15 protein-coding genes are annotated in these 22,997 nt (G+C 44.3%); 12 read left to right on the forward strand and 3 right to left on the reverse strand.

What is annotated here, in order from left to right; translation table 11 throughout:
• Window positions 1-145 precede the first annotated feature (145 nt).
• From FHW88_RS01720 to FHW88_RS01735, 4 genes are all read left to right on the forward strand, one after another.
• Window positions 146-1,081, forward strand: coding sequence for a ring-cleaving dioxygenase (locus FHW88_RS01720; protein ID WP_176622624.1), 936 nt, complete (start codon window positions 146-148; stop codon window positions 1,079-1,081).
• An 8-nt stretch (window positions 1,082-1,089) separates the two neighbouring features.
• Window positions 1,090-1,713 carry an alpha/beta hydrolase gene (locus FHW88_RS01725; protein ID WP_176622626.1) on the forward strand — a complete coding sequence of 208 codons (624 nt, stop codon included), beginning with the start codon at window positions 1,090-1,092 and terminating at the stop codon, window positions 1,711-1,713.
• A 275-nt stretch (window positions 1,714-1,988) separates the two neighbouring features.
• Window positions 1,989-2,573 (forward strand): RNA polymerase sigma-70 factor, encoded by a 585-nt coding sequence (locus FHW88_RS01730; RefSeq protein WP_176622628.1) that lies wholly within the window; start codon window positions 1,989-1,991, stop codon window positions 2,571-2,573.
• 283 nt (window positions 2,574-2,856) lie between these two features.
• Entirely contained in the window at window positions 2,857-4,017 is a 1,161-nt protein-coding gene (locus FHW88_RS01735) for a FecR family protein (protein WP_176622630.1), read from the forward strand.
• On the opposite strand, the gene FHW88_RS01740 is transcribed toward FHW88_RS01735, so the two are convergent.
• Window positions 4,014-4,208 carry a hypothetical protein gene (locus FHW88_RS01740; protein ID WP_139160020.1) on the reverse strand — a complete coding sequence of 65 codons (195 nt, stop codon included), beginning with the start codon at window positions 4,206-4,208 and terminating at the stop codon, window positions 4,014-4,016. The two genes, FHW88_RS01735 and FHW88_RS01740, sit on opposite strands and share 4 nt — an antisense overlap.
• A 75-nt stretch (window positions 4,209-4,283) precedes the next feature.
• Between FHW88_RS01740 and FHW88_RS01745 the strand changes: the two genes are divergently transcribed.
• The 7 genes from FHW88_RS01745 (at window position 4,284) to FHW88_RS01775 (ending at window position 20,540) form a co-directional block, all read left to right on the forward strand.
• Entirely contained in the window at window positions 4,284-7,607 is a 3,324-nt protein-coding gene (locus tag FHW88_RS01745; RefSeq protein WP_176622632.1) for a TonB-dependent receptor, read from the forward strand.
• 53 nt (window positions 7,608-7,660) lie between these two features.
• Window positions 7,661-9,154: a RagB/SusD family nutrient uptake outer membrane protein gene (locus tag FHW88_RS01750; protein WP_090531810.1), complete on the forward strand. Its 1,494-nt coding sequence runs from the start codon at window positions 7,661-7,663 to the stop codon at window positions 9,152-9,154.
• Window positions 9,155-9,330: 176 nt separating this feature from the next.
• Window positions 9,331-12,102 carry an alpha-L-rhamnosidase gene (locus FHW88_RS01755; protein WP_176622634.1) on the forward strand — a complete coding sequence of 924 codons (2,772 nt, stop codon included), beginning with the start codon at window positions 9,331-9,333 and terminating at the stop codon, window positions 12,100-12,102.
• A gap of 23 nt (window positions 12,103-12,125) precedes the next feature.
• Window positions 12,126-13,277, forward strand: a complete 1,152-nt coding sequence (locus FHW88_RS01760; protein WP_176622636.1) for an acyltransferase family protein — start codon at window positions 12,126-12,128, stop codon at window positions 13,275-13,277.
• A 22-nt stretch (window positions 13,278-13,299) separates the two neighbouring features.
• Window positions 13,300-15,570 carry a beta-N-acetylhexosaminidase gene (locus FHW88_RS01765; protein WP_176622639.1) on the forward strand — a complete coding sequence of 757 codons (2,271 nt, stop codon included), beginning with the start codon at window positions 13,300-13,302 and terminating at the stop codon, window positions 15,568-15,570.
• 479 nt (window positions 15,571-16,049) lie between these two features.
• Window positions 16,050-18,353, forward strand: coding sequence for a glycoside hydrolase family 3 N-terminal domain-containing protein (locus tag FHW88_RS01770; protein WP_176622642.1), 2,304 nt, complete (start codon window positions 16,050-16,052; stop codon window positions 18,351-18,353).
• Between the two features lie 9 nt (window positions 18,354-18,362).
• A complete protein-coding gene (locus FHW88_RS01775; protein WP_176622644.1) occupies window positions 18,363-20,540 on the forward strand; it encodes a GH92 family glycosyl hydrolase in 2,178 nt (725 codons plus the stop codon).
• Between the two features lie 205 nt (window positions 20,541-20,745).
• On the opposite strand, the gene FHW88_RS01780 is transcribed toward FHW88_RS01775, so the two are convergent.
• Window positions 20,746-21,546, reverse strand: a complete 801-nt coding sequence (locus FHW88_RS01780) for an SDR family oxidoreductase (RefSeq protein WP_176622646.1) — start codon at window positions 21,544-21,546, stop codon at window positions 20,746-20,748.
• A 112-nt stretch (window positions 21,547-21,658) separates the two neighbouring features.
• Between FHW88_RS01780 and FHW88_RS01785 the strand changes: the two genes are divergently transcribed.
• Entirely contained in the window at window positions 21,659-22,177 is a 519-nt protein-coding gene (locus FHW88_RS01785) for a lipocalin family protein (protein ID WP_176622648.1), read from the forward strand.
• Window positions 22,178-22,277: 100 nt separating this feature from the next.
• On the opposite strand, the gene FHW88_RS01790 is transcribed toward FHW88_RS01785, so the two are convergent.
• Entirely contained in the window at window positions 22,278-22,892 is a 615-nt protein-coding gene (locus FHW88_RS01790; protein ID WP_176622650.1) for a YhcH/YjgK/YiaL family protein, read from the reverse strand.
• Window positions 22,893-22,997 lie beyond the last annotated feature (105 nt).

A 22,997-nucleotide genomic window follows, 5' to 3' on the forward strand; every position in this document is an offset into this window, starting at 1 on the left:
AAAGGCGGATAATGAAATCGTTTAATAATAAAAAAACACTCCCCGTTTTTTTCTTATCCTACATCAAGTGCCGCCGGCGATTTTGACCGTAATTTTGAATCATAATAACACAGCAAGTATTAAAATATTTAAAACAAGGAAAACAATGGAAAACACTATAAACGGCATTCACCACATCACTGCAATTGCAGGCAATGCCAAAAAAAACTATGATTTTTATACCCGTGTATTGGGCTTAAGGTTAGTTAAAAAAACCGTAAACTTTGATGATCCCGGTACTTATCACTTATATTATGGCGATGGCAACGGTACTCCCGGCTCCATCCTTACTTTCTTCCCATGGGAAGGCATCACAGCAGGTCGCCGGGGCGCAAGGCAGGTAACTGAAATTGGTTATTCGGTACCTGAAGGTAGTTTGGATTTCTGGTTGAAAAGGTTTGAGGATAACAATGTGATCTACAACAAACCGGCCGAAAAATTTGGCGAGCAGTATCTTACTTTCCTTGATCCTGATGGTTTGAAATTTGAGCTTATCGTTCCCAAAAAAGCCGATAACCGCACGCCATGGGAAACTGCCGAGGTAGCCGCAGCCAATGCTACCAAAGGTTTTCACAGCATTACTATTACATCAAATAAAATTGAGGCTACTGCCAAAATATTAACCGGTGTATTAGGCTATCGCTTACTGGAACAGCAGGTTAACCGCTACAGGTTTATTACCGATGCTGTCGAAAATGCAGCTATAGTTGATTTGGTGGAAGTTCCGGGAGAAGTTGCCGGTCATGTAGCAGGTGGTTCTGTTCACCACGTTGCGTTCCGCGTACCAAACGAAAAAGTATTGATGGAATATCGTGAAAAGATAGCCAACCTTGGCTTGCATATCACCGACAAAATAGACAGAAACTATTTCTACTCATTATACTTCCGCGAACCAGGTGGTGTTTTGTTTGAGATAGCAACCGACAACCCGGGCTTCGCGGTTGATGAACCAGCCGAATTATTGGGCACAGGATTAAAATTACCTGCACAGTATGAAAACCTGCGCGGCGAGTTGGAAAAAACATTACCATCATTAGTTTAATAAAACAGATGTACGGGCACACAAAACAGCTTGTTTCGGCGGGAGTTCCCGCCGAACAGGCCAAAAAGGCCATCATTATGCTGCATGGCCGCGGAGCATCGGCAAGCAGCATAATCTCGCTTAAAGATCATCTTGAATTAGATGGGTACGCTATCTATGCGCCACAGGCCAATCAACATAGCTGGTATCCCTACAGCTTTATGGCTCCGGTTCAAAATAATCAACCGGAACTTGATTCGGCCCTTGAAGTTATTGACGAACTGGTTGAGGACCTCAGGCAAAAAGGAATAGCACGGGAAAATATCTATTTCCTTGGTTTTTCGCAGGGCGCATGTTTAACGCTCGAATATACCGGACGCAATGCCGGCAGGTACGGGGGGATTATCGCTTTCACCGGCGGATTGATAGGAGAGAAGCTGGTTAAGGAAAACTATAAAGGCGATTTTAACAATACCCCGGTACTGGTCACCACCGGCGACCCCGACCCGCATGTACCGGTTAGCAGGGTTAATGACAGTGTTGAAATATTAAAAGAATTAAATGCAGATATAACCCTCAAAATATATAAAGGCCGCCAGCATACTATTTCCCATGAAGAAATTGTGTTGGCAAACGAGATACTGAAGAATTGATTGTTTTCAAAGTTGAGTGTTTAAGAGTGGAGAGCTGCCCGGAGGGGCGGCTCTCTTTTTTTTGCCGGATAGCATTGACTAACCTGTATAATAATAAGTTATGTCTACGCTTTCTGACAACCTTGGGGTTATTTTATATTAATAACCAATAGTTTGAAACTATGGTTAAGCCGTTCATAATTAGCAGATAAGCTTATTTTTACTTTTTAAATATATTAAATTAATATTTAAGTAATTTTAGCCTTTGTTTCCCGGACCAACTTAATTAGTAAACTATGCCCGACAAAATTGTGATGAGCGATATGCAGCTCATTAGCCGGTTAAAGGCTGATGATGAAGCGGCGCTTACCATGATTTACAGGAGATATTGGGCTTCACTTTTTAAAGCGGCTTATAATATCTTAAAAGACAGACAGGCATGCGAAGATATTATCCAGGAACTGTTTATTAAGCTTTGGGATTGCCGGGCCGAAGTGGAGATCAATATATCGCTTAAAGCCTATCTGTATGCATCGGTACGTTACGGGGTTTACAGGCAAATCCGCACAGGTACGCCCGTGAGAAGCGAGATTTTTGACGATCTGATAGAACGCCTGCACACTCCAGCTACCCACAACACCATTGAGCATAAAGAACTGTTACTGCAAATAAACCAGGTAATTGATACCCTGCCCGAAAAATGCCGGGAAGTTTACAAACTGAGCCGCGAAGAATGCCTTACCCATAAGGAAATAGCCCTGCAGCTAAACATCTCTACTAAGACCGTCGAAAATCATTTAACCAAAGCACTTCGCCAGTTGCGCGGCTCGTTAGGCTCCGCTTTTATCCTGGAAGCGTTGATGTTTTTTTTAGATAAATAGCATCAAATGAAATCTTAGCTATTTAAAAATGTAAAATATTTATTGCCGTTGACTTTAATGTTGTGCAACAGCCACTAAAACCAACGGCAATGAAAATTCTATTGAATGATTAGATACTTGATTGTTTTAAACAGCTTTTCACCGGATTTTTTTTGGGGGGGGGGAATTGATTTTTCGGCTAACATTCGTTTGTTGAAGCCTATTCACAAAATCTTTTAATTTTTTTTCATTTCGACGTAGGGGATACCCCCGTTTTTTTACTCTCCCTAACAAAACCACATTTGTGCAAAAAGAAGAATTTTTACAACTGATAGATAAATACCTGGCGGGGCAGTCAACTGCCGCGGAGAAGGAGCAGTTGTTGAATTTTTTCGAAAGCTTTCAGGGTGATACCGACGAATGGGATGAAAAAATAATTGGTGTAAAACAGGAACTGGAAGACCGCATGTTAAACAACATCAGGCAGGCGATAGCGGAACCGGTGGCTAACAAGGGCCCAAAAGTTATAAGGTTGCATTTTTTCAGAAATGTTGCCGCTGCTGTTATCCTGTTGGCTGTGTCGGGCACTGCTGTTTATCATTGGTGTATTAAACATGAGCAGCAACAATTAGCCGTTCAAAACAAAGCAGTTGTAAAACATGACGTTGATCCGGGCGATAACCGGGCGGTTTTAACCCTTGCCAATGGCTCCAAACTGATACTGGACTCGGCTAAGATCGGCTTGCTCAATCAATCGGGTAACATCAGCATTAATAAAACGCAGGATGGGCAGGTGGTTTACACCGCGGATAAAGATCAACAGCAAAATGGACCGGTTGCCTATAACACCATTAGCACCCCCAGGGGCGGCCAGTACCGGGTAGTGCTTCCTGATGGTTCAAAAGTTTGGCTTAACTCTGCCTCTTCACTGAAATTCCCTATGGCATTTACAGGTACTGAACGTGATGTTGAACTCACTGGTGAAGGTTATTTTGAGGTGGCCAAAAATAAAGCGAAGCCTTTTAATGTAAAGGTTAAAGATATTAACGTGGCCGTATTGGGCACACATTTCAATATCATGGCTTACAACGATGAGGCCGTTGTTAAAACCACTCTTCTTGAAGGATCGGTGAAATTAACACAAGGTAATACGAGCAATTTATTAAAGCCCGGTCAGCAGGGCATTATAAATGATAAAAGCATTAAAATTATTGATGTTGATACCGACGAAGCGGTAGCCTGGAAAAATGGCTTCTTTGACTTTGGGCGGGCAAACATACAAGATATTATGAAGCAGCTTTCGAGGTGGTATGGTACCGAAGTAATATACGAAGGTAAAATACCTGATGATGAGTTTGTAGGTAAGATCAGCAGGGATGTAAAACTATCGCAGGTATTGCACATCCTTGAATTAAGCCACGTGCGTTTTAGGATTGAGAACAAAAAAATAATTGTTGCGCCTTAAATACCGGCAGCTGATTTTAACTGCTGAACCCAAACTATGAAGAAACACTGACGATATAATCTCAAAATATTCCAACCTAAGCTCCCCTTATCAAATGAAAGAAAAGCCGGAAGCGCTGCAACGCTTCCGGCATAATGAATTGGATCAAGCTTTCCTGAGTTTTCAATAACAGATTTTTTTAATCCAAACATCACGAAGTTATGCATTTAAACTTTACTGGTAAAGTATTTAGTGCCTTTGGTACACATTCAAAACTGTTTTTGACGATGAGATTGACCGTCTTATTACTAACTATCGGCTGCCTGCAGCTAAGTGCTAAAAGTTTTTCACAATCCATAACCCTGAATGCGAGGGGGATAGCGCTTGATAAAGCTTTTAAAGCAATTGAAAAGCAAAGCGGCTATTATTTCTTTTACAGGTATAAGGATATTTCAAAAACCAAACCGGTTAATCTTTCACTAACTAACGCTTCATTACAGGAAGCATTGCAGCAATGCTTTAAGGATGAGCCTTTAACCTATGTTATTGATGATAAGAATATCATTGTCAATAAAAAGAAAACTCCCGATGTAAGCATTGCCCAGGTACCCATAACCATAAGCGGTATTGTGGCAGATGATAAAAATCAGCCGTTACCGGGTGTTAATGTTAAAGTAAAAGGCACCAATGTTGGTGCTATAACCGGGGTGGACGGCAAGTATACCTTGAATGCCGAAGATAATGCGGTGTTAGTATTTACATTCATAGGTTTCCAAACCAAAGAAGAACCGGTTAATAAAAGAACAACTATCAACGTTGTTTTGAATGAGGATAATAAGGAATTAAAAGAGGTAGTTGTTGTAGGCTACGGCAACCAGGAGCGTAAGGATGTAACGGGCGCTGTAGGTTCGGTAAAAATGGGCAATATCAAAGAGATCAAAACAGCGAGTCTTGATCTGAAACTGGCCGGCCAGCTCGCCGGCGTAACCGTAAATCAGGTAACCGGTACTCCGGGCGGTGGTGTATCGGTAAATATACGCGGTGCCGGTTCAGTGGGGGCAGGTGATGATCCACTATATGTAATTGATGGATTTCCTATTTCTCCGGGGTTTGATCAATATCAAAATCCTTTAAGTACCATCAATCCGGACGATATTGAAAATATCAGTGTATTGAAAGACGCTGCTTCTACAGCTATTTACGGTTCGCGCGGGTCAAACGGTGTGATCCTGATCACTACAAAAAGAGCAAAAAAAGGAGAATCATCGGTTACGGTAAATACATCTACCGGAGTTCAGAGCATACTATCACAAAGTAAGCTTAAAATGATGACAGCTGCGCAATTTGCGCAGTGGCGTACAGAGGCTATCCAGGATGCCAACGCTGTTAACGGAACAAACGACCCAATCCCCGCTGAGTATCAAAATCCGGCAGCTTTAGGCAAAGGAACAGATTGGTTTGACGCAGTGACGAGGGTAGCGCCAATGCAGAACTATGATGTAACGGTTTCTAACGGCACTGAAAAAGCGCGCTCCTTGTTTTCGATGGGCTATTTTGATCAGCGCGGAACCGTGCTTAACACCGGGTTTCAGCGCTATTCTTTAAAGGGCACAATGGATGCTGACGTGGCGAAAAATGTTACAGTTGGTTTAAGTATAGCGCCTACCTACAGTTTGCGTAACCAGCAGCAAACAGATGGTCATTTTCTTTCGGCAGCATTAAGCCAGGCTTATCTCGAAAGCCCGCTTATCCCTGTAAAACAACCTGATGGTTCATATACCAATGTGGTAGGTTCACCCGGTACCTTCCAGAATGTGAACCCGGTAAGCGCGCTGGTAAACACTACCAATAAGTATAAGCAGTTTCGCACGCTGGCTAATGCTTATGCAGAATGGAAGGTGATTGACGGACTTACGTTAAAATCGACCTTTGGTATTGATTATCAAAATAGTAACGGTGATTATTTTCGTCCCTCATTTCTTGGAGCGTTTAACGCAGCTAATAAGGACGGAACCCAGGTCAAAGCTGTAGGATCATTTAATTCGTCTAATTCCTTTAACTGGCTTAGCGAAAACTCAGTAACCTACAAAAAAACGTGGGGCAATCATACATTAACTGTTTTAGGCGACTATTCGATACAGCAGGAAACCAGCCACTATCGTTTAACCTATGGCACCGGTTTCCCCGACGATGTGGTCCGTTCGGTAAGGGCCGCTACCATTATCACAGCCGATGCCGGTGACGCGGAATGGAGGCTATTATCGTTGATTGGCAGGGTGAACTATGCATATAAGGATAAATATTTATTAAGCGCCTCCATACGCCGCGACGGGTCGTCAAGGTTTGCACCGGGGCACCGGTGGGGAACTTTTCCATCGGTATCAGGCGGCTGGCGGATTTCTGACGAATCATTCTTCCCAAAAACAAATGTGATCGATCAGTTGAAATTCACAGCCAGCTACGGTCATGCAGGTAATAACAGCGTGGGTAACTACGACTATATAGCCGCTGTAGACGAAACCAATTATACTTTTGGGGGATCACTTGCTCCCGGAAAGTCAATTACCGATCTCGGTAATGCTGAAGTGGGCTGGGAAACTACCAAACAGCTTGATATAGGCATGGACCTTTCTTTATTTAAAGGCCGGGTTTACTTAATTGCCGAGTATTATAACCGCTTTACCGAACGGTTACTGCAATATATACCGGTGCCGATAGCTTCGGGCTACGGATACGCGTTATCAAATGTTGGCAACGTGCGTAACCGCGGTTTTGAATTTACGGTAACCACCAAAAACATAGTTAGCAAAGCTTTTAACTGGAGTACAGATTTTAATATATCGTTAAATCGTAATAAGGTTATAAGCCTTGGCCCTACACCTCAAATCTATGACGCGCCCCTGAATGACAACCCAACCAGTATTACACTGGTAGGGTTGCCGCTTGGGCAGTTTTACGGATATATTTTTGAAGGTATATTCCAAAGCCAGGCCGAACTTGACAAATACCCGCATTTTGAAGGTGAAAATGTAGGCAATATCAGGTATAAGGATGTTAACAATGACGGGGTTATTGACGGACACGACCAGGTACCTATCGGCAACCCCTGGCCTAAGTTCACTTTTGGTTTTAACAACCACTTCAGTTACAAACAATTTGACCTGAACATTATCTCGGCCGGCTCGGTGGGGGGGCATGTATTTGATATGTACAAACAGTATACCACTAATCTTGACGGGGTGTTTAATGTTGAACAATCGGTGATACAACGCTGGCGGTCACCGCAGCAGCCAGGAGCCGGCATATTGCCTGCCACAACTTCAAACACAGGCCTTGCCCGCGATTTTTATCCCTCCTATTGGGTAAAGAACAACTCGTATTTAATGGTGAAGAATATTGATCTCGGTTACAATTTCAAAACAAAATTCAGCAGAAACTTCAGGGTATACTTCAGCGCTCAAAATGCCATCCTGATCACAGGTTATAAAGGAGGCAGCCCCGAGGTCGGCATTGAGGGGCAACTGGGTAACCGTTCGTTATCACCCAATGTGAATTTTACAGGCTATCCTGTTTCGGCAATTTACACATTAGGTTGTAACGTAACATTTTAGCGGAGACAGCGATTTTTGACAACACAATTGAGCAACATTAAGAATTAGAAGACATGAAAAAAAACATATACCTTTTTCTTAGCCTCGCGGCCATTGGTTTTTATGGCTGTAAAAAGGATTATCTTAACCTTCAACCCACAGATACACAAAACAGCACCAACTTTTTTAAAACAAAGGCCCAGTTTGTTCAGGCTATTAATGGTGCCTATGCCCCTCTTCAGGGTTTATATACCGTGTCATTTTGGGCAATGGGCGAAATGCGGTCTGATAATACTTCATATGAATATGATCCTTACGATCGTTCAGGCATCAGTAAGGAGGAGTTGGATGAGTTTCGCGAGTTGAACAATAACGATATTGTGCAGGTTTACTTTAACTCCTGTTTTACTGGTATAGGCCGGTGCAATGTTATCATCAATCGCTTGCCGGCTGCCAAGCTTGATGCCGCCACTACCGATACCATAGGGGGGCAAGCTTTGTTTTTACGGGCGTTCAATTATTTTAACCTGGTACGTATGTTTGGTGATGTACCGCTGGTGCTTGTCGAGCCGAAATCGGTAGGTGATGCTTTTGACCTGGCTACAAAGTCACCGGCAGCTGCTGTTTATACGCAGATCATTACAGATGCCCAGGCTGCGATAGCTAAACTACCTGTAAAATACCAAACCACTGCTGATAAGGGACGTGTTACCAAAGGTACAGCGGAAACTTTGCTTGCCGAGGTATATATGACCCAAAAGAAATTTGACCTGGCCGTCCCGCTGCTTCGTACTATTATAGCGTCAGGTGCTTATAGCTTGAATGCCGATTATGCCGATAACTTTGATATCCATAAAGAAAACGGGCCCGAGTCTATTTTCGAGATCCAATACATAGAGGGTCCTAATGGTTTGGGCAGCGATTTCGTAGATACATTTATTCCCTGGGATTATTATGATACTGATATTACCGGTCATGAAATAGCCAATGGAGCTTTAAACGGCTGGAACATCCCTACCCAGGACCTTGTAAATGCCTATGAAGAAGGTGATAAAAGGAGGGATGCTTCATTAACTGATTTTACATCAGATGAGTACGGCATCGATCTGCCTTTCATCAAGAAGTATCAGAGCATCGGGGATGTTAAGGGCATTACCGGTAATAACTTCCCGGTTTATCGTTATGCAGATGTTTATCTGATGCTGGCCGAATGCTTAAACGAACAAGGTTTCGCAGCCGGCGGCGATGCTTTCAAATACCTGAACCTGGTTAGGCAGCGCGCCGGGCTTGAACCTAAATCAATGGGGAATAACAATCCTGATTTAAATGTTTCCAGTCAGGATGGGTTTCGCGCGGCGATAGCCCATGAACGCCAGGTTGAACTCGCTTTTGAAAATCACCGCTGGTTTGACCTTTTACGTACAGGTAAAGCAACAGAGGTAATGAAAGCGCATGCTACCCGCGAACGGGCTTATAAAAATGGTTCATGGCAAATTAATTCTGCGGCCTATAGCAATATCCGTTTGCTTTTCCAATATCCCGTTAATGAGGCTAACCTCGAACATTAATAATGTTACATGGCCAGGGTGAAACTTTTACCAGGCTATATTACGTTTATAGGTGTATATTGCGATGAACGCACATTTTGTGGGCAGGCTCGATGAAAAATTTCAGGTGCATATCAAAACAATATTGCTGTTAAAGTATATTTAATAGCATGAACTATTAAAACCCCAAAAAAGGTATGTGTAAAAAGGTATGCACACGCGTTATTATATTGTTTTTTTCTTTTCTGCCAATAATTGTACAAGCACAAAAAGTGCCGCCGGTTCCTCCGCCGTTCCGGGTTGATAACCTGGTTTGTGAATACAAAATAAATCCCATCTCTGTCGACGATGCCGCTCCCCGTCTTGGCTGGAAACTAATAACCCGGGATCGCAACATTCAGCAAATTGCCTATGAAATAAGGGTAGGCAGTAATGCCGTATCCTTACTGAAAGGCAAAGACCTGCTTTGGACCTCGGGAAAAGTTAATTCCAATGAATCGCTGCATGTTTACTATGGCGGCCCCGCGCTCGCTTCACGTCAGAAAGTTTACTGGCAGGTACGCGTCTGGAACAACAGGCAGCAGGTTACCCCATGGAGCATGGTTAACTCATGGAAAATGGGCCTGCTTAAACCCGCCGACTGGAGTGCCAAATGGATAGAAAATAATTACCTGTCGGATACTACCGGTGGCCCATGCCCCATGTTCAGGAAAACATTTAAGCTTGATCATAAGGTACGTGCGGCGCATTTATACATTACTGCCCACGGTTTATATGAGGCGCAATTTAATGGTAAACGAATTAGCAGCGACTACTTTGCCCCCGGTTGGACGAGTTACAATAAACGCCTTCAATACCAGGTTTATGATGTAACTGCCGACCTGCTAAAAGGCGATAACGCTGTTGGCGTAACCCTTGGCGACGGCTGGTACCGGGGTTACACCTATAATCGAAAAAAGAATGTGTATGGCACCAAGCTTGGTTTGCTTTTTCAGTTAGAGGTGGTGTACACCAATGGTAAACGGATACTCATTAATTCGGATAAAACCTGGAAGGTAGCTTATGGGCCAATCCGTTCATCATCATTTTTTGATGGCGAAGTTTATGATGCCCGCAAGGAGAAGAAAGGCTGGTCGACCATTGCTTACAAAGATTTAAACTGGGATTCGGTACGCACCGTTGATACCGTTAAAGAAAATTTAGTGGCCACATTTGGTCCGCCGGTGCGCAAGCACGAAATGTTTAAGCCGCTTAAAGTGTTTACCACTCCTGCAGGCGAGCATGTGGTTGATTTTGGGCAAAACCTGGTTGGCTGGGTGCAGTTTAAATTAAAGGCAAAAGCAGGCGATACGGTAAAGCTGCTCCATGCCGAGGTTTTGGATCAGAAAGGGAATTTTTACACAAAAAACCTGCGTACAGCCAAGCAGGAGAACATATATGTTTTTAAGGGCGATAGTATTGAAACATTCGAACCTCATTTTACCTTCCAGGGGTTCAGGTACCTGAAGGTTGAAGGATATGATGGCCAGTTGGATTCTACCAATGTGGCTGCCTTTGCCATGTACTCGGATATGGCGCAAACGGGTATGTTCTCTACCTCCAATCCGCTCATTAACCAGTTGCAGCATAATATTCAATGGGGGCAAAAGGGTAATTTTATCGATGTGCCTACCGACTGTCCCCAGCGCGATGAACGTATGGGCTGGACGGGCGATGCCCAGGCCTTTTCCCGCACCGCTACCTTCAATATGGATGTGGCCGGATTTTTTACCAAATGGCTAAAAGATCTTTCGGCCGACCAGCATAAAACCGGCGCGGTGCCCTATGTGATCCCTAACATGCTGGATAGCGCTTCGGCAGCAGCCTCAGGATGGAGCGATGTGGCAACTATTGTCCCCTGGAATATTTACCTGGCTTACGGCGATAAAAAGGTATTGGAAAACCAGTACCCAAGCATGACCGCCTGGGTGGGCTACATTACCCGGCATACCCGAAACGGCCTTTGGGACACCGGCAACCACTTTGGCGACTGGCTGTTTTACGCCGGTACCGACTATGAGGATGGCGCCGCCCTTACCGATAAAAACCTGATAGCGCAGGCTTTTTATGCTTATTCAACTCAACTGGTTATTAATGCCGCTACTATATTGGGTAAGGAAGATGATGTTAAAAAATATACCGCGCTGTTAGCTGATATCAAAAAGGCTTTTCAGGCAGAATATGTTACACCTAACGGACGTATGATTTCGGGTACGCAAACATCATATGTACTTGCCCTCAACTTCGACCTGCTGCCCGAAAACCTGCGCGAATCTGCTGCCAAAAGGCTGGTAAACAATATTGAAGATTATGATGAACACATTACCACAGGCTTTTTAGGCACGCCTTATATCTGTCATGTGTTAAGTCGTTTCGGTCATACCGATATTGCCTATGACCTGTTGATGAAAGAATCATACCCATCATGGCTTTATCCCGTAAAAAACGGGGCAACTACCATTTGGGAGCGCTGGGATGGCATAAAACCCAATGGTACTTTTGAAGATCCGGAGATGAACTCCTTTAACCACTATGCTTACGGCGCCATTGGCGATTGGATGTACCGGGTTATTGCAGGGATCAATACCGACGAGAGTAGCCCTGGCTTTCATAAAATAAATATCTTCCCGCATCCCGGCGGCAAATTGACCAATGCCAATGCCGAGCTGGAAACACTTTACGGAAAGGTAAAATCGGCCTGGAGTATTGATAACGGCATTTTTACCCTTGATGTAATTGTGCCGCCAAATACTACTGCTACAGTCACTTTGCCGGCGGTCGATGGCCCGGTGACAGAAAATAATATCGACATTAATACCAATAAAGATATCGCTAACATCAAACCGGCCGGCGGTGATATGCAGATGGATGTGGGCTCGGGTACTTACCAGTTCAAATACATTTTAAAAACCCATAAAAAAAATAGCTAATAGTACTGTAATACATAGCAACTATGGTAATCAATCAGCAGGAAGCGCTTAAAAACACAGGCACAACAAAGACAAGCCGCCCAAGACTTTTGTCGCTTGATTTTTTCAGGGGATTTACCGTAGCTGCCATGATCCTGGTAAATGATCCCGGCGATTGGGGGCATATTTACTGGCCGCTTGAACACTCCAAATGGAACGGCTGTACCCCAACCGATTTGGTGTTTCCCTTTTTCCTGTTTATGGTAGGCGTATCTATCGTTTATGCCATGGAAAGTAAAAAAGCGGATATAGCTAATCATAACAAATTGCTGTTATCCATCCTGCGCCGTACGCTGATTATCATAGCCCTTGGCGTTTGTTTACCACTGATCAACGATTTTCAATTCGCGCATCTGCGTTTTCCCGGTGTGTTGCAGCGCATCGGGCTTGTTTTTGGCATAACTGCCTTGCTGTACGTTAAAACCGGCATCCGTACACAGGTAATTATTGCTGTAAGCTGTTTAATTGGTTATTATTTATTGATGACGCTGGTACCTGTACCGGGTTTTGGTACACCTAACCTTGAACCGGCAACCAATTTGGGCGCCTGGATTGACAGATCGGTATTTACCGAAAACCACCTTTGGAGTTCCTCCAAAACCTGGGACCCGGAAGGCTTGCTTGGGACAATCCCATCTGTTGCTACCTGTTTGTTAGGTGTATTCACCGGTACCTGGCTCAAAATGGGCAAGCTTGCAACCCGTGCTGATCTGTTTAAAATAATGGGAGCCGGCATCGTATTGATCATACTGGCCTTGATCTGGAATCCATTTTTCCCCATCAACAAACAATTGTGGACAAGCTCGTTTGTTCTGCTTACCGCGGGTTTGGCTATTAATATTCTTGCATTGTCATACTGGTTTATCGATATCAAAGGGAATAAAGCCCTGCTGCCGCCATTTTTAGCGTTCGGGCGTAATGCCATTGCTGCCTATGTTTTGGCCGATATTATCCCGGCTTTAATAGCTGCCATCCCGGTAGGTAAAACCAATTTATGGTCGTTCACTTATAATCAGTTATTTGTGCCATATCTCTCGCCCGAAAACGCTTCACTGGCCGGAGCTATCCTGACTGTGCTGATCATTTTTATCCCGGTTTGGATCCTCTACAAAAGGAATATTACCATTAAGGTATAATCTTTATTCATCATCTACCGAAATGAAGAAAACGCTATCTTTTATATATATTTTACTGTTCACCTCACTGCTTTTATTGGCAATAACGGTAAACGCACAGTTTCATATTATCCCGCAGCCGGTGAGTTTAAAAGCCGGTAAGGGCAGTTTTATTTTAAGTAAGTATGCCGTGATCGGGGTTAATAAAGAGACAGAACCAATAGGCAAATACCTGCAGGATTACCTTAATCAAAACTACGGCCTGCAAACAACGGTAAAAGTTTTTGAAAAGATCCCTGCCAAAACAGCCATCAGGTTAAACAATGTTTGGTCAAATGCTGAGAGTGCCTACACCATGAATGTGAATCCTGCATCGGTAAGTATCAGCGGTAGCGGGGCTGGTGTTTTTTACGGGGTACAATCATTAATTCAGTTGTTGCCGACAGATAAAGCAGCGCCCCTAAAAGTTGCCGCCTGTACCATAGCCGATCAGCCACGTTTTGGCTGGCGTGGTCTGAGTTTGGATGTAAGCCGCCATTTTTTTACAGTTGATGAAGTGAAAAAATACATCGATGTAATGGCACATTACAAACTGAATGTGTTTCATTGGCACTTAACCGACGATGAAGGCTGGCGCATCCAGATTGATAAATATCCGCGCCTTACCGAAGTTGGTGCCAGGATCAGCTACTATGCCAAACGGGGCGAATTCCGCAAGCTGGACAACCTGATAGATGACGGTCGCGACGGGTTTTATACCAAGGATGAAATTAGGGATGTGATTAAATATGCGCAGGACAGATTTGTGACCATTCTGCCCGAAATTGAAATGCCGGGCCATAGCGAGGCTGCTATTTTTGCTTACCCGCAACTGGGCTGCCAGGATTCGACAGGGGCTAAACACCGCGTGCGGATGCTTGACCCGAGTGAATATACTTTCAAATTTATGGAAGATGTGCTGACAGAAGTGATAGCACTGTTCCCGAACCAATACATTCACATTGGCGGTGATGAAGCTGAGATGGCCGATTGGCTCAAAAGCCCTACAGCAGTTGCACTCATGAAACGTGAGCACCTGAAAAACGAAAAAGAAGTACAGAGTTATTTTATTAAACGGATAGAAAGGTTCCTGCTGTCAAAAAATAAGAAGTTGGTTGGTTGGGACGAGATTTTAGAGGGTGGCCTTGCCGAATCCGCAACAGTAATGAGCTGGCAGGGTGAAGCCGGGGGCATAGCTGCCGCCAGGATGCATCATCATGTAGTAATGACGCCGCTGCCATACATGTACTTTGATGCTCCGCAGGCTAACGAAGATTTGGAACCGATAGGCTGGAACCCGCCGGTTACCTGGCAAATGGTTTATAACTACGAGCCGCAGTCGAAAGAACTAACCAATGCCGAAGCCGAGTATATCTTAGGTGCCCAGGGCAATATCTGGAACGAAAAGGTGCCCAACGCACAGCACCTGCAATACATGGTTTACCCCCGTGCCCTCGCCGTGGCCGAACTCACCTGGAGCCCGAAAAATGAAAAAAACCTGGAGCGCTTCGGCTGGAAAATGAAAAACCAGTACGGCCTGTTTAAGTTGTGGGATTTCAACGCCCGTCTGCCTGATATTGACGGCGTAGGCAATATAATTACCAATAAAAGCCGGTTTAAACTAACGCTGAGCTACCCGCTGAAAGGAGCTAAAGTGCGGTACGCGTTAAACGGTAAAATGCCGGATGCCAATAGCCCGGCTGTACCTTTCCCGGTAAACATTAATGTACCTTTAAAAGATAGCATCGGTTTAAGAACCTTCACCACCTGGACATTGAATGATCAGCACATTCGCCAAATGGCCAGCATCAGGCGGGTGAATATCAAGCATGCACATGAAAAAGTTGCTAACCTCAAAACCGGTATGGCTTACGAGGTTTTTAAAACGAGGGAACGCGATATAGATAAGCTGGAAAATGAAAAGCCAACGGAAACCGGCCAAACAAGCCTGATTGTACCCGTTAAAATTGCAACCGAAGGTTTTATCAACTGGGTTAAAATTAAAGGTTTTATCAAAATAGACAAGGAAGCGGATTATGAATTAACTACCGGTTTTGAGGTTAGCCCGGCTTTGTTTTTGGATGAAGTACCGGTAATTAAACCCGGGCTGAATACTTATGTAGAACCGCAAAAAGCTTTATTACATTTGAAAAAAGGCATCTATGCTTTAAGCGGACATTACATGGCTGATAAAGCTAATGAGAATCAAACCCTGATAGAATTGAAGGTAGCCGGAGGGGAAAAGCTTTATCCTAAGTTTTATTTGATGCATTAAAAATAAAAAGCGTCATTGCGAGGAACGAAGCAATCCCCGATTTGCAGGTCCGCCCTGTATAGTTCGCGATTGCTTCGTTCCTCGCAATGACGGTTCTCATTGTGCATTTATAGGGTAATTAACCACCAAACCACTTACCTATGCAAAAGAAAATATGCTTACTTAACGTCCCATCAGGGTCTCTCGCAGAGGACCCTGATGTCTACGCCACGCCGGTTCGCTGTTCTGAATATCCTGGTAAATGTTTAGAACGCAAAGAACCTCAGGGTCCTCTGCGAGAGACCCTGAGGGAACATGATGAAATATGCCGTTGTTGGTGTTGTCACCAACAACTCCTATGATTTTTATTTTCTGAAATGCCGCATGAAAAGTTGTTGGTGACAACACCAACAACGGCGAGGAGGACAAGCAAAGATGCTTTGCATGTGGGAGACGCATGTGATGCGTCTCTACATTTGAAAATTAAATATCTGGATACTATGCAAAAGAAATTATGCCTACTGATCGCGTTTGCTTTTGTAATTAACATCGCAGCCGCGCAGGTTTATAAAGACCCCAAGGCAGCTGTGCCTGTACGCGTGAAAGACTTGCTAAGCCGTATGACGCTGGAAGAAAAGGTGGGCCAGATGAGCATGAACTCGTTAAAAGGCTCGATGCAAAACCCAATTGCTTATGGCGTTTGCGAAAGCCCTTTTACCAATATCAATGATGTAGCATCACGCTCAATCGCTGCAAAAAAATATGCTAAAGAAAAAACAAGACTTGGTATCCCGCCTATACAAATAGGCGAGTGCCTGCATGGGCAACTGGCAGCAGGCGCTACCATCTTTCCACAGGCTATAGCGCAGGGCAGCACCTGGAACCCGGCGCTGATTGAAAAAATGGGTTCGGTAATCGCTTATGAAGCGTCCTCGTCAGGAGTTGACCAGGCGCTTTCGCCTTTGTTCGATCTCATCCGCGACCCGCGTTATGGCCGTAATGAGGAATGTTATGCCGAAGATCCATATCTCGTAAGCAGGATGGGTACATCGTTTGTAATTGGGATGCAGGGTGATCCTTCGCAAACAATAAACGGTATTGGTAAAAACAAAGTGATGTGTACAGCCAAGCATTTCGCGGCCTACAGTATCCCCGTGGCAGGTATCAATTTAGCCCCGGCATCAGTAGGGGAAAGGGAGCTACGGTCGATGTTTTTGCCGCCTTTTAAAGATGCCGTGCAAAATGCAAATATTTACGCTGTGATGCCGGCTTACAACGAAATTGACGGCGTGCCTGCACATGCTAACCATTTCCTGCTGCAAACCATATTGCGGGAGGAGTGGGGTTTTAAAGGCTATGTTTTTTCGGACTATGAAGGTTTAAAACATTTATACACTTTTCATCATATTGCCAAGGACGCCGAAGGCGCTGCTCCAATTGGCTTGAACGCCGGGGTTGACCTGGAAGCGCCGAGCCCCGACGTATATAATAAACTGATTGGCCTGGTGAAAAGCGGAAAAGTAAAAGAAGCGTTGGTTGATAGCGCTGTTGCCCGTATCCTTACTATAAAATTTAAAGCAGGTTTGTTTGAAAAGGCATTGCCCGATACATCAGCGCTAAAAAAACGGGTACACACGCCTGATCATATCGCCCTGTCGCAGCAGATAGCCGAGGAATCGATCATCCTACTTAAAAACGATAAGCAGCTTTTACCGCTCAATATGAACAGCCTGAAATCGCTGGCGGTAATCGGCCCTAATGCCAACCAGGTTCAGTATGGCGATTACAGTTCAACCCGCGACAGCCGTTCGGGTACAACAGTGCTTGATGGCATAAAACAGCTGGCCGGCAATAAAATAAAAATCAATTATGCTAAAGGCTGTGCGCTTTCGGGTTCGGACAAAAGCGGCTTTGTCGAAGCCATCACAGCAGCAAAAAACAGCGATGCTGTGGTTGTAGTTTTGGGTACCACCAGCGTGGTATTCTCCGGTGTTGGCTGGAACGGGCATGCACCCGAAAGCGAGCCTAAAGACCCGTTTACCTGCGGCGAAGGCTATGATGTAACCGACATTGATCCCGATGGGGTACAACGTGAACTGTTGCAGGCTGTTTATAAAACAGGTAAACCTGTAATTTTGGTACTGGTACACGGCAGGCCGCAAAGTATCAGCTGGGAAAAAGAAAATATCCCGGCTATTGTGGAGGCCTGGTATCCCGGCGAAAGGGGAGGCAATGCCATTGCCAACATCCTGTTCGGCAAGGTAAACCCATCAGGCAGGCTTACGGTATCTATCCCGCAGTCAACCGGGCATATTCCAGTGTTTTATAACCATGTGGCATCCAATAAAGGGTTTTATCACAATCCGGGTTCAACCAAAGAACCGGGACAAGACTATGTTTTTTCATCGCCGGATGCGCTGTTTCCCTTTGGTTATGGATTGAGCTATACTTCATTTAAATACAGTAATCTGCAGGTGCCGGCAGCGTCGTTCGGAAAAAATGAGACTATAACGGTTTCGGTAGATGTAACCAACAGCGGCAGTATGGCGGGTAAGGAAGTGGTGCAAATGTATGTGGGCAACAAAGTAAATTCGGTAACTACGCCGGTAATGGCACTCAAAGGTTTTGAAAAGATCAACCTTAAACCCGGCGAAACCAAAACAGTTAAATTTACGGTAAAGCCCGAAGATATCGCTATCTGGAATAATCAAATGAAACAGGTAACCGAACCCGGTACATTTGATGTGATGATAGCACGCTCGGCCGAAGATGTTGTGTTAAAAAAGACAATTGAATATAAATAGTAAAAGGTCATGAAAAAGCTGATTGCCGTTTTATTAGTGTTGACTTTGGCTGTTGAGGTTAATGCGCAATCGTATAATAAATACGTAAACACCTTCATTGGCACTTCCGCAACCGGGCATACCTTTCCGGGCGCTACGGTGCCTTTTGGTATGGTTCAGCTTAGTCCTGAGACCGGGAATTTTGGTTGGAACTACTGCTCAGGATATCGTTATGAAGATAACGTGATCACCGGTTTCGCGCATACCCATTTAAGCGGTACAGGTGGTGTTGATTTAGGAGATGTGCTGTTTTTTCCCTTTCAGGGCGATCAACCTCAAAATTTTCAAAGCAAATTTTCTCATCAGGAAGAAAAAGCATCGCCCGGTTATTATGAAGTGATTTTGGGCGATAACAATATTAAGGCTCAACTAACTGCTTCTGCCCATACTGGTTTGCACCGGTATACTTTTACAAAAGCCGGTAAAGCACATTTGCTTGTTGATATGCAAAGCGGACTGGTTGATAGCCCGGAGCAATTGGCTGAGCATGTTTCTGACGGGGAGATCACTATCGATAGCAAAATAACTATCAGTGGTTATGCCTTCACCAGCCAATGGGTAGATAAAAAAGTATATTTCACGGCTGTTTTTAACCGCCCGTTTACCGGACAGCATTTTATTGATGGCGATAATAAACGCCGCTTAATATTGGATTTCGATCTGAAACCCGGTGAAACTATTGAAGCTAAAGTTGGGGTATCGGGCGTAAGTATTGCCGGTGCGCATAAAAACCTACTGGCCGAAACACAGCACAAAACATTTGAACAGGTAAAAACGGAAGCAGCCCGTACATGGGAAAATAATCTTGGTAAACTTAAAGCCGAAGGCAGCAAAAAAGAGAAAATAGCATTTTATACCAGCCTGTACCACGCCTTGATCCAGCCTAACAACATTGCGGATGTTGACGGTCAATATCGCGGAGCCGACAGCCTGGTGCACCGATCCGCTGATAAAGTTTTTTATTCTACGCTTTCATTATGGGATACTTACAGGGCCGCCCATCCACTGTATACTATTATTTGTCCTGAAAAAGACGGGCAAATGGTAGAGAGCATGTTACAACACAACGGCGTGGCAGGTATGCTGCCAATCTGGACGCTGTGGGGTAAGGAAAGCTACGCCATGATCGGTAACCATGCCGTACCGGTAATTGTAGATGCCGCGCTGAAAGGGATTAAAGGTTTTGATCGGCAAAAGGCATTTGCTGCCATTAAAAACACGCTCACACATAATAAAAATCCAAAATACGATTGGAGCCTATATCTGCGTTATGGCTACCTGCCATCAGATACTGTAAAACGCGAAGCTGTTTCCCGTACACTGGAGGCCGCGTACGACGATTGGTGCGCCGCTCAATTAGCCAAGGCGCTGAACAAACAAAGTGATTACAATTATTTCATCAAACGATCTCTGTTTTATAATAGCCTGTTTGATAAAAGCACACGTTTGATGCGTGGCCGAAAATCAAACGGCGAATGGATACAGCCTTTTGCCAATTTAGATAGTGGCCAACTGGCCATTGGTGGTGACTATACCGAAGGCAATGCCTGGCAATATACCTGGCAGGTTCAGCATGATATTCCGGGTTTGATTAAACTCATGGGCGGCAAAAAAGCATTTTCGGGCAAGCTGGATTCATTGTTTACTATGGATTCAAAAGTGTTTGGAAAAGGCTCAACGCTTGATGTTACCGGGTTAATAGGCCAGTATGCACATGGCAACGAACCTAACCATCATGTGGCTTATTTGTACACGCTTGCCGGGAACCCTGCCAAAACCCAGGAACTGGTAAGGCAAATTGCCGACCAGTTTTATATAAACAAACCCGATGGCCTCTCTGGCAATGATGACTGCGGACAAATGTCGGCCTGGTATATCTTTACTGCTATGGGTTTTTATCCCGTTAATCCGGCAGATGGCCGTTATGTTTTTGGTGCGCCGCTATTAGATAGGGTTAGCATTGCTTTACCTGGCGGCAAAAGTTTTGTGATAGAAGCAAAGGGGCTATCCGAAGAGAATAAATATGTGCAAAACATCAGCTTAAATGGTAAACCTTACCCCAAAGAATATATTACACATAAGGATATTATGAAAGGGGGGAAGCTGGTATTTGTGATGGGTGATAAGGCGAAAGCGCCGGTGTTTTAACGATTATCGCAAGTTCAAGTGTCCACTCAATAGCCGCTGTTTAAGGGATGAAAGGCAGGGGAATGTGCGATTCCCCACTTGAGAGGGGTGGAGGAGTGTGTTTCTGCTTTGATAAGCCTATCGCAGAAACACACCCCTGCTACCGCTCGTTCCTCCACGCCCCTCTCAAGAGGGGATTTGCCTGCACAGAGTTAAACCTTTGTCATTAAATCAAGACCTGGTATTGATAAGCTAATACCGGTCCAACGTTTATACTCTCCACAACTTTCCATTCCTTCAACTCCCTTATAAACTCCGGCTTTTCAAAGCCCGAATCAAGAGCAGCCTGTGTATAAAAATCAGCCTTAGCAGGGTGCTTAGGGGAGCAGCCGTTAAACAGATAGCCGAAAGCCTGCTTAGCCAATATTGTCTTACTGATGCCGATGCAATCATCAAGATGGATGAGGTTTACTGGCGCGTCACCGTTAGGGATCTCCTTTTTACCGGCAAAAAACCTGCCGGGATCGCGTCCGGGGCCAATCAATCCTGCAAAACGGATGATGGTTGTTTTAAAGCCATCCTCAGCACGGAAAAGTTTCTCAGCTTCAAATAATATCCTGCCGGCTTCTGTATTGGGCTGTGGATCGGTTTCTTCATTCACATGCCTGTTGTTATCGGCATAAACCCCTGTGGAGCTGACGAAAATCACTTGCTGTATGGCAAACCTTTTTATGGCATGGACAATGCCTTTAACCTTCTGTAAAAAAATATCACCCTCACCGCTGCGGCTTTTGGGCGGAATGGATATCCACAAAATATCGCAATCAAAAAAATCGGCATCATATATTTCCTCGCCCGGCGAAAAGTTTACTACATAGGGCCGGATGCCCAAAGCAGCCAGGTTATCCATTTTTGCGGTAGAAGTGGTTGAGCCTTTTACCTGCATGCCATCGGCAATTAACCCTTTAGCCAATGCGCTGCCGTACCAGCCGCAGCCTAAAATACTGATCTTTGTTTTACCGGGCATGTTATAAAAATAATGCTTTGGCGCAAAGGTAATTAAATAATGATATGGTGTTTGGCTGCCGTTAATATGCTTTTGTTTTAAACTTTTTGGCCATAACAGGCGTTATTGGTTTATGAAGAAAGAGATCATTGCAACCTCTGTAGCATTGGGTTTAACTGCTTTAGCTTTACAGGCAACCCGCTGCAAACCGCTTGAAACTGTTCCTTATGTGGATTTGAAAAAATATGTTGGTTCCTGGTTTGAAATTGCCGCTTTCCCGCAATGGTTTGAGTCGGGTTGCACTTTTACTTCGGCAGCCTATGGTTTAGCAAAAGATGGTAGTATCATTGTTAAAAACCGTTGTATAAAAGATAATAAGATAAAAATTGCCGAGGGCAGTGCTGTTGTTGCTGATAAGACAAGTAACGCAAAGTTGGAAGTACAATTTCAGTGGCCATTTAAAGGTAAATACTGGATCATTGCTTTGGCTGATGATTACAGCTATGCCATGGTAGGGCACCCGAATAGAAATTACTTATGGATCCTGAGCCGCCGTTCAACACTTGATGATCAGATCTATAATCAGTTGGTAGTACAGGCTGCCAATCAGGGATTTGATGTGCGGAAACTGGTGAAAACGGTACAAGTGTAATAGTCTGAACCGGAATTAAACGAATTAAGGAATTAACAAAATGCTAAGCAAATTCGAAAAATTCAAATAATTCGTTTAATTCCGGTTCAGACAACTATTCTTACTTCACCACTTTTATCTTAATAACCAATTTCTTCACCTTATCATAACCATCAACCTTGATGTTAGGCCGGTGACCATCGCCAGGGAAAAACAGGAAGAATTCGTTGGGAGTGGCGGTGTAGTATTTACCCTCGCCGCTGTAGTTGGCGCCGTCTTTAGCCGGGTCATAGGGTTTGGTAACCGTAAGGCTTTCAATGGGGGCAACACCGATCTTTTCTTTGCCTTTGATTACATATTGCAGGTCGATATAGTTTTGGTGCGATTCCCAGGCCGATTGTTCAAACTCTTTAGAAGGGCCTTCAGTAACGGATGCATAAACATTATCGCCATCTATAGGATATTTGCCGGGAGCTATCTGATCAAGATTGCGTTCGCGCAGAAATTCAAAAGCCTTATCCCATACCGCTTTATTGGCGGCATATTGTTTCGCAAATTCGAGGTTATTGGTTGATGAGTTTAATTTAAGCTTTAACCCATTAGCCCAAATGCGGCTTTTTACCCATGTTTTTGCGCTTTTAGCTGTAAGCTCCTGCTGCTGGGCATTAGCAATGCCTGCAATAAGTAAAAAGACGGTTAGTAGCGCGATGTTTTTATAGGCTGCTAATTGTTTCATAGTTTATTAGTTTACCGGTTATTGAATTGGCGTTGCCCTGGTTCGGCAGCTCATTATGTACCAATAATACAAGCTTAATTAATTAAAATGATATATGATCTGTTA

This window comes from Mucilaginibacter sp. SG538B, assembly GCF_013376065.1.
In the GTDB taxonomy this organism is placed as follows: domain Bacteria; phylum Bacteroidota; class Bacteroidia; order Sphingobacteriales; family Sphingobacteriaceae; genus Mucilaginibacter; species Mucilaginibacter rubeus.

What these genes read in the sequence shown, in the direction of transcription:
- FHW88_RS01720 (WP_176622624.1), top strand. Translation starts at nt 146, where the DNA reads ATGGAAAACACTATAAACGGCATTCACCACATCACTGCAATTGCAGGC.
- FHW88_RS01725 (WP_176622626.1), top strand. Translation starts at nt 1,090, where the DNA reads ATGTACGGGCACACAAAACAGCTTGTTTCGGCGGGAGTTCCCGCCGAA.
- FHW88_RS01730 (WP_176622628.1), top strand. Translation starts at nt 1,989, where the DNA reads ATGCCCGACAAAATTGTGATGAGCGATATGCAGCTCATTAGCCGGTTA.
- FHW88_RS01740 (WP_139160020.1), bottom strand. Translation starts at nt 4,208, where the DNA reads ATGTTTGGATTAAAAAAATCTGTTATTGAAAACTCAGGAAAGCTTGAT.
- FHW88_RS01745 (WP_176622632.1), top strand. Translation starts at nt 4,284, where the DNA reads ATGAGATTGACCGTCTTATTACTAACTATCGGCTGCCTGCAGCTAAGT.
- FHW88_RS01750 (WP_090531810.1), top strand. Translation starts at nt 7,661, where the DNA reads ATGAAAAAAAACATATACCTTTTTCTTAGCCTCGCGGCCATTGGTTTT.
- FHW88_RS01755 (WP_176622634.1), top strand. Translation starts at nt 9,331, where the DNA reads ATGTGTAAAAAGGTATGCACACGCGTTATTATATTGTTTTTTTCTTTT.
- FHW88_RS01760 (WP_176622636.1), top strand. Translation starts at nt 12,126, where the DNA reads ATGGTAATCAATCAGCAGGAAGCGCTTAAAAACACAGGCACAACAAAG.
- FHW88_RS01765 (WP_176622639.1), top strand. Translation starts at nt 13,300, where the DNA reads ATGAAGAAAACGCTATCTTTTATATATATTTTACTGTTCACCTCACTG.
- FHW88_RS01770 (WP_176622642.1), top strand. Translation starts at nt 16,050, where the DNA reads ATGCAAAAGAAATTATGCCTACTGATCGCGTTTGCTTTTGTAATTAAC.
- FHW88_RS01775 (WP_176622644.1), top strand. Translation starts at nt 18,363, where the DNA reads ATGAAAAAGCTGATTGCCGTTTTATTAGTGTTGACTTTGGCTGTTGAG.
- FHW88_RS01780 (WP_176622646.1), bottom strand. Translation starts at nt 21,546, where the DNA reads ATGCCCGGTAAAACAAAGATCAGTATTTTAGGCTGCGGCTGGTACGGC.
- FHW88_RS01785 (WP_176622648.1), top strand. Translation starts at nt 21,659, where the DNA reads ATGAAGAAAGAGATCATTGCAACCTCTGTAGCATTGGGTTTAACTGCT.
- FHW88_RS01790 (WP_176622650.1), bottom strand. Translation starts at nt 22,892, where the DNA reads ATGAAACAATTAGCAGCCTATAAAAACATCGCGCTACTAACCGTCTTT.